8 protein-coding genes are annotated in these 11,986 nt (G+C 65.8%); 2 read left to right on the top strand and 6 right to left on the bottom strand.

The annotated features are described in order from the left end of the window. The first annotated feature begins 11 nt into the window (after positions 1–11). Positions 12–1,580, top strand: a complete 1,569-nt coding sequence (locus tag E4634_RS16915; RefSeq protein ID WP_135445840.1) for a DUF1570 domain-containing protein — start codon at positions 12–14, stop codon at positions 1,578–1,580. On the opposite strand, the gene E4634_RS16910 is transcribed toward E4634_RS16915, so the two are convergent. The 3 genes from E4634_RS16910 to E4634_RS16900 form a co-directional block, all read right to left on the bottom strand. After that, positions 1,534–2,301, bottom strand: a complete 768-nt coding sequence (locus tag E4634_RS16910) for an alpha/beta fold hydrolase (protein ID WP_135445839.1) — start codon at positions 2,299–2,301, stop codon at positions 1,534–1,536. The two genes, E4634_RS16915 and E4634_RS16910, sit on opposite strands and share 47 nt — an antisense overlap. 62 nt (positions 2,302–2,363) lie before the next feature. Continuing rightward, complete coding sequence (locus E4634_RS16905; protein ID WP_135445838.1) at positions 2,364–2,726, bottom strand: hypothetical protein; 363 nt, start codon at positions 2,724–2,726, stop codon at positions 2,364–2,366. A gap of 7 nt (positions 2,727–2,733) precedes the next feature. Beyond that, positions 2,734–3,927 (bottom strand): zinc-binding metallopeptidase family protein, encoded by a 1,194-nt coding sequence (locus E4634_RS16900; protein ID WP_135445837.1) that lies wholly within the window; start codon positions 3,925–3,927, stop codon positions 2,734–2,736. 313 nt (positions 3,928–4,240) lie between these two features. Here E4634_RS16900 and E4634_RS16895 point away from each other — a divergent pair, with 313 nt between their 5' ends. After that, entirely contained in the window at positions 4,241–6,409 is a 2,169-nt protein-coding gene (locus tag E4634_RS16895; protein ID WP_135445836.1) for a hypothetical protein, read from the top strand. Positions 6,410–7,300: 891 nt separating this feature from the next. Here the strand turns inward: E4634_RS16895 and ahpF are convergent. The 3 genes from ahpF to E4634_RS16880 all read right to left on the bottom strand — a co-directional run bounded on the left by ahpF (position 7,301) and on the right by E4634_RS16880 (position 11,855). Beyond that, positions 7,301–8,884, bottom strand: a complete 1,584-nt coding sequence (gene ahpF / locus E4634_RS16890; RefSeq protein ID WP_135445835.1) for an alkyl hydroperoxide reductase subunit F — start codon at positions 8,882–8,884, stop codon at positions 7,301–7,303. An 81-nt stretch (positions 8,885–8,965) separates the two neighbouring features. Continuing rightward, entirely contained in the window at positions 8,966–9,529 is a 564-nt protein-coding gene (ahpC, locus tag E4634_RS16885; protein WP_135445834.1) for an alkyl hydroperoxide reductase subunit C, read from the bottom strand. Between the two features lie 148 nt (positions 9,530–9,677). Next, positions 9,678–11,855, bottom strand: coding sequence for a sensor domain-containing diguanylate cyclase (locus E4634_RS16880; protein ID WP_240725236.1), 2,178 nt, complete (start codon positions 11,853–11,855; stop codon positions 9,678–9,680). Positions 11,856–11,986 lie beyond the last annotated feature (131 nt).

Raw genomic sequence — 11,986 nt, 5'->3', positions numbered from 1 at the left:
GAAGACACACTGTGAACACTCCCGGCAACAGACAATTCCCGCAGCGACCGTTCCGGCCGGCGTGGTCGCTCGCGGCCGCCGCCTGTGTCGCCCTGCTCCTGTTTGGCCCCCTGCCCGCCCAGGCCCGCGACTGGACCGCCTACACCTCCGAGCACTTCACCGTGTACTCCGACCGCAGGGCGAGCCGCGTGGAACCGATGCTGCGCGAGTTCGAGGCGTTTCGCACGCTGGTGTTGATGCTGGTCGGCGCAACGGACCGCAGCGAACACGCGCGGGTCACCATCATCATGTTCGACAGCCGCGGCGAATACCGCGACGTGGCGCCGCCGAATTCCGCGGGCTTCTACGCAGAAACGCTCAACGGTCCGTACATGGTGACCGGACCGGGGACCCGGGGCATCCAGCAATCGCACATCCTGCACCACGAGTACGTGCACTATCTCGTACGCGAACTCCTGCCCGAGGTCATGCACCCGCAGTGGTATCGCGAGGGCCTGGCCGAATACCTGTCCGCCAGCGAATTTTCCCGCGGCGAAATCATACTCGGCGCAATACCGGAAGTGCGGGCGCGCACCCTGCAATACGAGGAGTTCGGCGCCCTCCCGGTGGCCGAAGTGCTGGCACCGGACCCGGAACGCATGGCATCGCCGCGCCATCGCTCGCGCTTTTACGCCTACGCGTGGCTGCTCACCCATTACCTGCAGACCACCTCGTTGACCGAGGGTCCGCTATTGATGCGGCAGCTCAACGCCTACCTGTCGCGCTATGCCCAGGGCGAGGAGTCCATCACAGCCTTCGAGGCCAGCTTCGGAATGAGCACCGACGAGATGGACGCGACGCTGGCCCGGTATCGCAAGCAGCGCCGCTTCAACGTGGTGCGGATTCCACAACCGGCGTACACCGGGGAGATCCAGGCGCGCAAGCTCAGCCTCAACGAGTCCCTGGTCCTGCGCGCCGAACTCGCGATAGAGGCCGAGAAGATCGACGCGGCGGCGGATTACCTGGATGACATCGACGTCGACAGCCCCGGGGTAGGCCGAGCGCTGTCGCTGATCGCCACGCTGAACGCTCCCGGCAGCGATGTACCGAGAGCGGCCGCGGAGCGAGCGCGCGAGTTGGACCCCGATGACCCTGCCGTACTGGCCAACCTGGCGACGTTTGCCTGGCACCGGGCGGTCGCCAGCGAGGACGATACGGCGGCCCGCGAATCTGCGCTGCAGGACTGCCTGTGCGACGGCGAGCGCGCCATAGCCCTGGCAGCGGAGCGGCTCGGCGCCTACCAGAGCGTGTGGCAGTGCCAGCTGGCGATGGGTGACAGGGCGGCGGCGGGGCGCACCCTGATGGCGGCCTACCGACGCTACCCGGGTTCGCTGGACATCAACCTGCAACTCGGCACGCTGATGCTGGAGTACAACCCGCCGCTGGCGCGGCCGTTCCTGGAACGCGTGCACGCCTGGAGCCATTCGGCAGAACAGCGCGCCACCATCGCTGAGATACTGGAAGTGCTGGACGAGGCACAGTCCGGCGCAGCGCTCAAGCCGGGGACAGCGTCCCCGCCGGCGTCGTCGCCACCGCCCTGACCAGCAGCTGGGCAAGTTCCGCCGGCTGACTGAAGAACGGCGAATGCGAGGCGTCGATGTCCAGCGGCTCCACCCCCAGCCGTGCAATCACACTGTCGCTCATGCTCGCCGGCATGGCGCGATCCTGCAGGCAGCGGATAAAACTGCGCGGCGGCTGCGCTGCCCAGAAGCGCGGTACGTGCACCGGCTCGATGTTGAAGTGATGGGGGGCAGGCGTCAGGCGCTCGAAGGCGCGCCGCGCGGTTTCCGCATCGCAGTCGTGGTAGAAAAAGTCCGTCGCGCCGCGCAGGTCGCTCACCGCCAGTCGGCCGTCCTCCAGCGGTTGCAGGAAGGCGAGCATGCCGGTCTCGTCATCCATCAACTGGGTCACCGCCCCTGCGTCGTCATCGCGGGCGCCGCCGGTGGCCTCGAGCACGCTGCGCCCTTCCAACGGCAAGCCGGCGGCAAAGTAGACCAGGTGCCGCACGCGATCCAGCGCGGCGTCCGCAGCGACAGTGATGTCGTAGCCGCCACCGGAGTGGCCGACCAGCACGTCGCCGGGCTGCAGCACGTCGAGGATGGCGTCGCGGCGATCCGCCAGGGTCGAGCGCTCATCGCGGCGCGCGCCGTGGCCGGGCAGGTCGATGGCCAGCCCCTGGTGGCCGAGTTTTTCCAGTTCAGGAAGCAGCCGCTCCCAGCACCAGGCGCCGTGGAAGCCGCCGTGCACGAGTACGAATCGCATGGATACCCCGCTGTTATTGTCAGTCTCCGGGCCGGCACCTTGTCGCGCCGGGAAGCCTGATTCTAGCGGGCGGGGGGTTCGTCGTCCTGCGCTTTCGCCGGCGGGCGTCCGGCCTGCGAGGCGATACGCTCGAACGACTCGATGGCCTCGTCCATGGTGTGCTCGCCTTTCTCGCGGTGTTCGTCGAACAGGTTGATGTAGCGGTCCGTGCGCCGCCCCCAGGACATCAGCTTGAGGTACAGACTCTCCTCGATCGGCGGCCTGCGGATGGCGTCGAGAAAGAACACCAGGATGCTCAGCGGGCTGAACACGAAATCGCGCACCGCGTCCGCCGCCAGTTTCACCTGGAAGGCGAACAGGTGGCGGAAGGCCCTGCCGCCGGTGACCTGGGTTTTCTCCTCGGTTTCCTTGTCGAAGAACGCCACGGCCGGATCAGGGCAGCAGCTCGCCGACCAGCTGGGCGATGGTCGCCGCCAGCGGCGCGGCCACGGCTTCGAGCGCCTCGGGCGAGGTGCTGTCCGCCAGGTCCGCCTCGGTGTGGAACTTGTCGAAGGCGCCGTAAAAACCGAACGCGCGGTAGCCCTGGTCCATGATGTAGGCCAGCTCGCCCGCGGTGTTGCTGCTCTCCGGCTGCGGGTTGAAGCCCACCGGGGCCAGGTTGGCCTGCAGTGCCGGGGCCAGGGCTGCGTCGTTGTAGTCCAGGGCGGCGAAGCTGCGCACCGGCACCCCTTCCACGTCCGCCTCGGTCACGATGGAGGCGCCCAGGTGCACCCAGAACAGCACGCCTTCCGGGGGAATGAAGGTGTCGATGAATTCACGGGTGCCGATGTAGCCCAGTTCGTGGCCGGAGCTGGCGACGAAATACAGGTTAACCGGCAGCGACTCGGCGGCCGCCCAGCGGGCGATGGCCAGCCACAGTGCGATGCCCGGGCCGCGTTCACCGCCGGCGCTGAACCAACCGGAGCTCGGGGTGGAGATCACCACCGACTGCGCCGCACCGCGGTCCAGGAAACCGACCACGTTGCGCGCGGTGGAGTCGGGCTTTTCCTTGCCGAAGACTTTCAGCAGATCGACGTCGCGGGTGCTCTCGTTGGCGCCGTCGAGCAGCGCGATCTCGCTGTTACCTACCACGATGACCGGTACCGGGAAGGGATTGGCGGCCTCGTCAAAGGGAGCGTTGACGCCGACCACGGCGTCGTTGATGGTGTTCACGGCGATTACCGCGGAGGCGCCGTTGGCGATGGCGTCCTCGATGCGCGCGCTGCCGAGCATGGACTCATAGCTGTAGCCGCGGATCTTCACCACGGAGACCAGGTCGTTGCGCACGGTGCTGCCGTTGGGGTGCCACAGAGAGAAACACTCGGTGTTCACCCCGGCGATCTTCAAAATACAGGTGACGTAGTTGAAGCGGTCCAGGGTCCAGTCCTGGAACATGCTGTCGACGCCCGCGGCGTCCAGCTCACCGGCCAGCCAGCTGGCGACGCGACGGTCGGTGAAGGTACCGGTGCGCTTGCTGCTGCCGAGGTCGACGTACTGCTGCACATCGGCGTACAGCTCAGGCCCGTCCAGGGGCCCGGCGAGGGCGCCGCGCGCACCCGCCAGCACCAGGCCCAGGCAAAAAAACATCCCTGCGGCCGCGCCACGGCGGCCCCGAAACAGTGCACTCAACATCCCAGCTACCCCCAAGAGAATCGCAGCGCCCATCGTCGCACCGCGTAAAACAGAGATTCAACGCACAAAAAAAAACTTTTGCACATTTATTGCTTGACAGAAGTATAGACCACTATACTGCAAGAGTATTGCAGTCTGCCATGAATCGGGCAATTTCTTTACTCCCGGTCGCGGTAATGATCGCCAGAGCAAGAGCGCATGGTTTCAAAATGCGCCATTCCCAAGAGTTATTTCTGCCAGGGTCCAAAAAACGTAGGGAGAGTCCCGCATGAGATCGATAGTATTGCCGTTGCTCCTCGCAGCGGTGGCAGGCCAGAGTTTCGCCGACGTCGGTGAAATCTACACCCCGCTCGGGGTCGCGCCCGAGGGCGTAGACATCCAGCGCAGCACCCTTATTCCACTGCGCCTGCCCCGGCCCACCGCCGAAGCGCTTGAACAGGCTGCGGCGGGAACCGTCACCCAGCAGGCCAGTGAACTGCTCAGCGTCGAGATCCTCACCGAGGCACGCGATTTCACCGAGTCCTACGGACTGGTGGACGGCGTCGACGGCGAAGGCGGCGACGAGTGCTACGCCGGCAACGGCGTACCCTACCCGCCGATCACCGGCGGCGGCTGCCCTAACGGCCGGCGCAAGCAGAACCAGACCTACCCCTGGGGACTCACCCAGATCAAGCTCCCCGGCAGCGAGCCCGGCGTGGGCCACCGCATCTGGATCGGCACCCTGGCCAACGGCGCCTGTGTCACCAAGGGCTTCTCTTTGGGTGACCTGAGTGCCACCCCGGAGTGGTACGACGGCGAGCCCTTCCCGCTGATCGCCAGCGAAACCCCGGTCGCCGACCCGGCGCCCAACTCAGCCTGCGTGCAGGAGGAAGGCGACGAGTTCTGGCAGTGCCCGGACCTGCCGACCATCGAGTACAACTGCGAGTACGGCGAAAGCCAGATGCTCTCCCACCCCGGCGTGGGCCCGCACAACGGCGACTGGCGCCGGCCGCACATTTACGAATACAACCGCGATACCGACGTGATCACCGACTACACCCCCGATGGCAGCGCCGCCGCCGCGGCCGCGGACGAGGTCATCGGTTTCCGCTTCTGCGCCGCGACCCCGGGCAACGAAGTCGTGTTCTGTGGCGGCCCGGCCCTGGAGGGCGGCGATATCGTGCTGGTCGCCTTCGACACCACCGGTGAGGGTTCGCGCTTTATCGGCAGCAAGCGCTACCGCAACTACAGTAACGTACGCAAAGGCTACAGCTACGGCGACCCGGGCGCGCTGTACTTCGGCGTGCGCTCCAAGCGCGGCGACCACGGCAAGGTGCTGCGCTGGGTGGGTGACGCCACGCCGCGGCGCAACGCCAATGTGCGCAAGCGCCGCGTGTTCCAGTTCGAGGAAGTGGGCAGCATGGACGGCGACCCGCGCGAGCTGACCCTGATCGGCCCGGACAGCGAGGGCATGTTCCGCCTCGCGGCGAGCACCACGCAGCCGAGCTTCATCGCCGGCGAGGCCTCCGGCGTGTGGGTCAGCCCGCTGTTCGGCAGCGAGGGCCTGACCGCCGAGGACCTGCCCAACTGGCAGAAAGTCTTCGACTTCGGCAGCTACGAGCCGGACGCCCCGGCCCTGTCCAACACCGCCGGCGGCGCCATCGTCGCCTTCAACCAGGAGGGTTACCTGTACTGGTCCTCCCTGCACGTGTTCGGCTACGCGGCGACCATCCACTCCTCCTGCCCGTTCTCCTTCTGCGCCGGTGAGGCCTATGCCGCCACCAACAGCGAGAAGTTGCACACCATGGTCAACCGCGCGACAACCCTGTGGCGCGGCGCGATCAGCGAGGACCTCTCTATCGACCCGAACTCGGTGGAAATGCTCTGCGGCGAACCGCACCTGCCGGCCTGGGACCAGCAGACCGGTGACTTCGTCGACACCGATACCGGTTGGACCCCGAGCTTCCCGCGTCCGGGCGGCGGCGGCCTGTGCGGCCAGGGCCTGAGCCAGGCGGGCAACGCGATCGTCACCGACGAGTTCGGCTTCCGCTACGAGTACCTGATGGCCTACAGCTGGGCGGGCGACATCAACCACCCGGCCAATCCGGCGGAGCAGCGCATGTGCTTCGGCACCCTGGACCTGGGCTACTCGATCTTCGGCATGATTACCCGCTTCCAGTGGGGCGCGGACCTGGTGTGCAAGGCACCGGGCACCAACACGTTCTACCTGGCGGACCGCGGCGGCGCCGGCAACGGCCTCAACTACGGCTATCGCATCGTGCGCCCGGACGCGGCGGACCCGGAGGGCAAGCGCTTCCTGGTTGGCATGGCGAACGGCTTCAACCTGGAGCTCCTGCAAACGGAGCCGCGCAACCTGAGCACCTGGCCGAACCAGGCGGCGCAGATGGGCTGGCGTGAGGGCTGGAGTGTGCGCACTGTGCGGGTGGCGGACGAGTAGTTCGGCTGACTGCTGTGCTTTCTGGACGCCCGCTTTTTGCGGGCGTTTTCTTTTGTGGCTACGGATGGATGCGCTTGTGTATATGCGTAGCCTCGCCGGCAATCGGGAATGAGGTCTACCTACGACGCTCCAAAAGCTCAGTCGCATCGTAGGTAGACCTCATTCCCGACTGCCTCCTGCCGGAACTACCCGAGCGGTGATCGTCTGCCGATCCAGGGGGATGGGAGGGTTGCCGGGAGACCCGCGGGCGGAGCGCTCTGAAGATCGCGCCCCTCCGGGGTGCCCTCGGTCGGTCGCGAGCCCGCAAGCGGTCTCGCTCCACTTCCTCGGCGCGTCTTTTGCGAGCGCTCCACCCGCCCGTCTCCCGGCACTTGCGGCTCGATGCTCAGTGGTGCGCGGTTCCCATAGTGAGTGACCTGCCGGATAAAAACGTCCGTGCGCGCGGATCGCGCTGTGCGATAACACGCTGCTCGAAACTCCCAATCGCTTTTCTCGCGCAATGCGAGGCCCGGCAGTGGGGGTGTTGGCCGCGGAAATCACGTCTGGCGCCGAGGGAGCGACGGGAGACAGCGCAGCGCTTTAAGGCTCCCGGCCGACTGAGGGCACCGCGGAGCGGCGCCGGACTGGAGCGGGCAACGCCCCCGCTGCCGGGCCGTCTTTGGCGAACTGGGCCGGTAGCAATCTCGCAGCAAGCTGGGTGTCGCAGGGCAGGGAGCGTCAGCCCTTCCAGGGTGAGTGTGCTTTTCGAACCCTGGAAGGGCTGACGCTCCCTGCCAGGAACCGAACCAGCCACTCGCGCTACACGGCTGTTCAACGGAGTCAGAGAAAAGACTTGGCAATCGAAAACCGGGGTCAGAGCCGTGGCTCTGACCCCTCTGGCGGGAGGGCCAGTCAGGCGGCGAGGTCTTCGCCGGCGGGTACCGGGTTGAGCATCAGGTACTCGAAGCAGGCCAGGGAGGCTTTCGCGCCTTCGCCCATCGAGACCACGATCTGCTTGTAGGGGACCGTGGTGACGTCGCCGCAGGCGAAGATGCCCTCTTCCGAAGTGCGGCCGCGCTCGTCGATCACCACCTCGCCGTGTTTGGTCAGGTCGACCACACCGTCGAGGAACTGGCTGTTCGGCACCAGGCCGATCTGCACGAACACGCCGGCCAATTCGCGGGTGTAGAGGTCGCCTGTTTCGCGGTCCTCGTACTCGAGGCCGACCACCTTGCCGCTGTCGGCGATGACCTGCTTGGTGGCCACGTTCTTCAGAATCGTGATGTTCTCGCGTTTCTCGGCCTGCTCGACCAGCACCTTGTCCGCTTTCAGTTCGGGCAGGAACTCGAACACCGTGACCGAGTTGACGATGCCCGCCAGATCCAGGGCCGCCTCGATGCCGGAGTTGCCGCCGCCGATCACCGCCACGTCCTTGCCCTTGAAGAACGGGCCGTCGCAGTGCGGGCAGTAGGCCACGCCGTTGCCGATGTTTTCCTTCTCGCCGGGCACGCCCAGCTCGCGCCAGCGCGCGCCGGTGGCAACGATCACGCTGCGCGTGTCGATGCGCTCGCCGGAGGACAGGGTCAGCTGCTTGATCGGCCCTTTCTCGATACTCGCCACCTTAAGGTGTTCGCGCAGGGTGATGTCGTACTCGCGCAGGTGCTCCATCAGCTTGCCTGAAAGTTCAGGGCCGGTGGTGTAGGGCACCGAGACCAGATTTTCGATGCCCATGGTGTCCTTCACCTGGCCGCCGAAACGGTCGGCCACCAGGGTCACGGCCAGGCCCTTGCGCGCGGCGTAGATCGCCGCGGCGACGCCGGCGGGACCGCCACCGACCACGGTGACATCCTGCAGGGGCAGGCTGGCGGTGTCGGCTACCTGCGCCATGCCGGGGTGATTCTCCAGCAGTTTTTCCACCAGGCCGGCGGCGTCCACCTTGCCGTTGGCGAACAGCTCGCCGTTCAGGTAGACAGTGGGCACGCCCTGGATGTCGCGCTCGGCGATAACCTCAGGATAGAGGCCGCCGTCGAGCATCTCGGTGCTGATGGCCGGGTTGAGCAGGGCGAACTGGTTGAGCGCCTGCACCACGTCCGGGCAGTTGTGACAGCTGAGGCTGACGAACACTTCGAAGTGCAGCGCGTCGTCGATGTTACCCAGCATCTCCGCGATGCTCGCATCGAGCTTGTGCGGTACGCCGCCGCTGTGCAGCAGGGCCAGCACCAGCGAGTTGAATTCGTGGCCGCCGGGCACGCCGGAGAAGCGAATGCCGGTGTCCTCGCCGTCGGCTTCAATAAGGAAGCTGACGGGGCTGCGCAGTACAGCGGACATGTCGCGCTCCTCGACGCTGACGAGGTCGGACACGCCGGCGATGCCGCGCAACAGTTCCAGCAGCTCGCCGCGCTTGGCGTGCTCGCCGGTCTGCACCACGAAGGTGACCGGGCGGCTCATGCTGGCGGTGTAGCCCTTGAGGGCTTCGAGAATATCCTTGGTCAACATGCTAAAACTCCTGAAACTGGGGGTTCTGTGAGTGGCGGGCCCGCAGGCCCGCCGCTGGAGTGTCGGTGCTAAGCGAAGGGCTTAGATCTTGCCGACCAGGTCCAGTGAGGGCGCGAGGGTGGCCTCGCCTTCCTTCCACGCCGCGGGGCATACTTCGCCCGGGTGGGACGCCACATACTGGGCCGCCTTGACCTTGTTCAGCAGGTTCTCGGCGTCGCGGCCGATGCCCTCGGCGGTGATTTCCATCGCCTGGATAATACCGTCGGGGTCGACGATGAAGGTGCCGCGGTCGGCCAGGCCCATGCCTTCACGCATCACGTCGAAGTTGCGGGTGATGTCACCGGTCGGGTCGCCAATCATGGTGTACTCGATCTTGCCAATGGTCTCGGAGGAATCGTGCCAGGCCTTGTGGGTGAAGTGCGTGTCGGTGGATACGGAGTAAATCTCCACGCCGCGCTTGGTGAATTCCTCGTAGTGATCCGCCAGGTCGCCCAGTTCAGTGGGGCAGACGAAGGTGAAGTCGGCGGGGTAGAAGAAGAATACCGACCACTTGCCCTTCAGGTCGGCGTCGGAAACCTCGACAAACTCGCCCGCCTTGAATGCGGTCGCCTTGAAGGGTTTGATCTGGGTGTTGATGAGGGCCATTGCTATCTCCTGTCAGTCTTTGCTTCAGTCATCACTTGCCGCGTTCTGCGGTGGACAGGGACAGAATAGGGATTGGCGGTTATTCGATAAAACGGTTAATAGCGATAGTGAGGTTCGGTTTTTTTGATCGAACTATCCGGACGCCGGTTCAGGCCTCGGCCACCCGGGCCAGGTTGCGGCCGGCTTTCTTGGCCACATAGAGCGCCCGGTCGGCGCGCTCGAGCAGATCGGTGAGCGACTCGCCCCGCTGCCACTGGGCGACGCCCAGGCTGACGGTAACACCGATTCGCTCGCCCTTGGTGGTCTCGATAACCACGGATTCCACCTGCGCCCGCAGGTCCTCTGCGCGCTGCAAGGCCTGGTCGACCTGGGTTTCCGGCAACATCACCACGAATTCCTCGCCGCCGTAGCGGGCCAGCACGTCGCTGCTGCGAATCTTGCTGTTGACCAACCGGGCGATGCTGATCAGCACCTTGTCGCCGGTGGCGTGGCCGTGGGTGTCGTTGATGCGCTTGAAGTGATCGAGGTCGAACAGGATCAGCGAGAGGTCCGAGCCCTGGCGACCAGCGCGGGCGATCTCACGGGTGCTCGCATCCTGGAAATAGCGCCGGTTGAAGCAGCGGGTGAGCGGGTCCAGGGTAGCGATCTGCTCCAGGCGCTCCGCGCGCTGGCGCTGCTCCTGGGCCTCGAAACGGTCGCTGAGGTTGCGCACATAGCCCTGGAAGCCGATCAACCTGCCGTTTTCGTCGCGGCGCTGGGTGGCCGCCACCGAGACCGGCACGCCATAGCCGTCGCGATGGTTGAGACGGGTGATGAAATCCAGGGTGGAGCCCTCGTTGGCGACGATGTCGAACATGCGCCGGCGCTCGCTGCGTTCGCCCAACTGGTCGAGGTTCTCCATTGCCACGATCTCCTCGGGCCGGTAGCCGAGCAGCGCCTCACAGGAGGGGCTGACATCCAGGATGTGGCCCTCGATATCGGCGAGGAAGATCACATCCTGGGAATCCTCGAACAACTCGCGGTACTTGCGTTCGCTCTGCTGCAGGCTGAGGTTGCGCTCTTCCAGGTCGTGGGACAGTTGCGACAGGCGGCGGTCCTTGTCGGCGCTGCGCACCGAGAGCATGAGGGACTGCACCAACAGGAAGGCGAGGAAACCGACGTGGCTCAGGTTACCCCAGGACAGACGCCCGGTGAGGTGCAGCGCCTCCATGGTGTTCAGGCCGCCGACCAGCGCCGAGGCGGCGAGGATGTAAGGCCAGTAGTCGCGCCGGCGCTGGAACACGCGGACCAGGCACACGAGCATGACCAGCAGGGTGCTGAAGTAGACCACTTCAAAGGCCGGGATCAGTTCGCTGGCGAACAGGGTGCTGGAGAACAATGTCACTATGCTGAAAGCGAGACCCAGCGCCCACAGCGTGCGCAGCAGGAAGCGCGGGAACTCCTGCGGATACAGGGCGCGCATGAAGCCGGTGTAGAACGCCGGTGTCAGGAACACCGCCATGTACTCCAGGCGCAGCAGCCACGGCCACGCCGCATCCGGCGCCAACCACAGCAACAGGCCCTGGCTGGTCAGGCTGGCGCGCAGGCCCACGGCGAGACTGAGCAGGCTGAAATAGAGCGAGGATTTGTCCTCCCGGTGAAACAGGAAGAGCATCAGGTAGTGCAGGGCGAACACCAGGATCATGCCGATGACAAACGCATCCGCCAGCCAGGCCAGGCGCTGGCTAGTGTGCAACTGTTCCGCATCGCCGAGTATCAGGGCGTTGCGGAAGCCGGCCTTGCGGTGGTTGAAGTTGGCGATCTGCACCACGATATCCAGTTCGCCATCGTGGTCGCGCAGGAAGTAGGTGCGGCGGTGGCGCGCCGGCTGGGTGGTGTCCGCGTCAACACCGACCCTGCCGACGCTGCCCAGGCGCTCGCCGTTGACCCAGAGGGTATAGGCGGAGCCCTCCCCGGGCGCATAGATCGCCAGTGCGCGACTGCCCTGCTCCACCAGGACACGCAGGTGGAAGGTGGCGAAGCCGGTAGCCGGGAGGTCGCCGGGATACTTGGTCCAGTAACCGGGCACCGGTGCGTAGGCCGGCGGTGAGGCCGGCAGTTCATCGGGCTGCAGCAGCTGCTGCCAGTAAAACCCCCACTGGCCCGAGAGTTCGACCGGGCCGTCGCGCTGCGGGTGCCAGTCGCGCAGGTCCAGTTCCCCCTGTCGCGCGGGCGCGGGTGTGTCTGCCAACTGGCCGCAACCGGCCAGTGCCAACAGCAAAAGACCTGTCAACAGCAGCCACGGCAGGGCGAAATTCGCCGTCCGGGGCGCCGCCATAACCTGCATCACGGGATGATTCCTACCGGGCCTGTCCACGCGACCGGGGTGGTGACTGGGTCGACCGTTCCGCACCCGCGAGGGAGGTGGCTTTGCTTTTACATACCGCCGCAAATGAATGTATTGTGCTTACACTACTG

Origin of the sequence: Mangrovimicrobium sediminis (assembly GCF_004745945.1) — a bacterium.
Taxonomy (GTDB): Bacteria; Pseudomonadota; Gammaproteobacteria; order Pseudomonadales; family Halieaceae; genus Mangrovimicrobium; species Mangrovimicrobium sediminis.
Note: the sequence above shows the minus strand (reverse complement) of the source record. Positions and strands in the feature narration are given on the sequence as shown.

Coding starts and splice junctions, on each gene's coding strand:
- E4634_RS16910 (WP_135445839.1), bottom strand. CDS start 2,301: ATGCGATTCGTACTCGTGCACGGCGGCTTCCACGGCGCCTGGTGCTGG.
- E4634_RS16900 (WP_135445837.1), bottom strand. CDS start 3,927: ATGTTTTTTTGCCTGGGCCTGGTGCTGGCGGGTGCGCGCGGCGCCCTC.
- E4634_RS16895 (WP_135445836.1), top strand. CDS start 4,241: ATGAGATCGATAGTATTGCCGTTGCTCCTCGCAGCGGTGGCAGGCCAG.
- ahpF (WP_135445835.1), bottom strand. CDS start 8,884: ATGTTGACCAAGGATATTCTCGAAGCCCTCAAGGGCTACACCGCCAGC.
- ahpC (WP_135445834.1), bottom strand. CDS start 9,529: ATGGCCCTCATCAACACCCAGATCAAACCCTTCAAGGCGACCGCATTC.
- E4634_RS16880 (WP_240725236.1), bottom strand. CDS start 11,855: ATGCAGGTTATGGCGGCGCCCCGGACGGCGAATTTCGCCCTGCCGTGG.